Annotated in this window: 1 protein-coding gene; it reads left to right on the top strand. The window is 67.1% G+C overall.

Going from position 1 to position 1,193, the window contains the following annotated elements:
- Positions 1-1,193 (top strand): AAA family ATPase (locus tag OP04_RS48065; protein WP_033346800.1); only part of this gene is annotated, 1,193 nt, incomplete at both ends.

Raw genomic sequence — 1,193 nt, 5'->3', positions numbered from 1 at the left:
CTCGCGGTACCGCGGTGACTTCGAGGAGCGCCTGAAGAAGGTGCTCAAGGAGATCCGCACCCGCGGCGACATCATCCTGTTCATCGACGAGATCCACACGCTCGTCGGCGCGGGCGCGGCCGAGGGCGCGATCGACGCCGCCAGCATCCTCAAGCCGATGCTGGCCCGCGGCGAGCTGCAGACCATCGGCGCCACCACGCTGGACGAGTACCGCAAGCACCTGGAGAAGGACGCGGCCCTTGAGCGCCGCTTCCAGCCCATCCAGGTCGGCGAGCCGTCGCTGGCCCACACCATCGAGATCCTCAAGGGTCTGCGCGACCGTTACGAGGCCCACCACCGGGTCTCGATCACGGACGCGGCGCTGGTCGCGGCCGCCACGCTGGCCGACCGTTACATCTCCGACCGCTACCTGCCGGACAAGGCGATCGACCTGATCGACGAGGCCGGCGCACGGATGCGCATCCGCCGGATGACCGCGCCGCCGGACCTTCGCGAGTTCGACGAGAAGATCGCCGAGGTACGCCGCGGCAAGGAGTCCGCGATCGACGCGCAGGACTTCGAGCGCGCCGCCCAGCTGCGCGACAAGGAGAAGCAGCTGCTCTCGCAGAAGGCCCAGCGGGAGAAGCAGTGGAAGGCCGGCGATCTGGACGTCGTCAGTGAGGTCGACGACGAGCAGATCGCGGAGGTGCTGGGTAACTGGACCGGCATCCCGGTCTACAAGCTCACCGAGGAGGAGACCTCGCGCCTGCTGCGCATGGAGGACGAGCTGCACAAGCGCGTCGTCGGCCAGTCGGATGCGGTGAAGGCCGTCTCCAAGGCGATCCGGCGTACGCGTGCGGGCCTCAAGGACCCGAAGCGTCCGTCCGGCTCGTTCATCTTCGCCGGCCCGTCCGGCGTCGGTAAGACCGAGCTCTCCAAGGCGCTGGCGGAGTTCCACGACCGTTACACGGTGTCGCGTCTGGTGGGTGCGCCTCCCGGTTACGTGGGTTACGACGAGGGTGGTCAGCTGACGGAGAAGGTGCGTCGCAAGCCGTTCAGTGTGGTCCTCTTCGACGAGATCGAGAAGGCCCACCCGGATGTGTTCAACACGCTGCTGCAGATTCTGGAGGACGGTCGTCTGACGGATGGTCAGGGCCGGATCGTGGACTTCAAGAACACGGTCATCATCCTGACCACGAACCTGGGCACCCGTG

Origin of the sequence: Catenuloplanes japonicus, from assembly GCF_000717135.1 — a bacterium.
Taxonomy (GTDB): Bacteria; Actinomycetota; Actinomycetes; order Mycobacteriales; family Micromonosporaceae; genus Catenuloplanes; species Catenuloplanes japonicus.
Note: the sequence above shows the minus strand (reverse complement) of the source record. Positions and strands in the feature narration are given on the sequence as shown.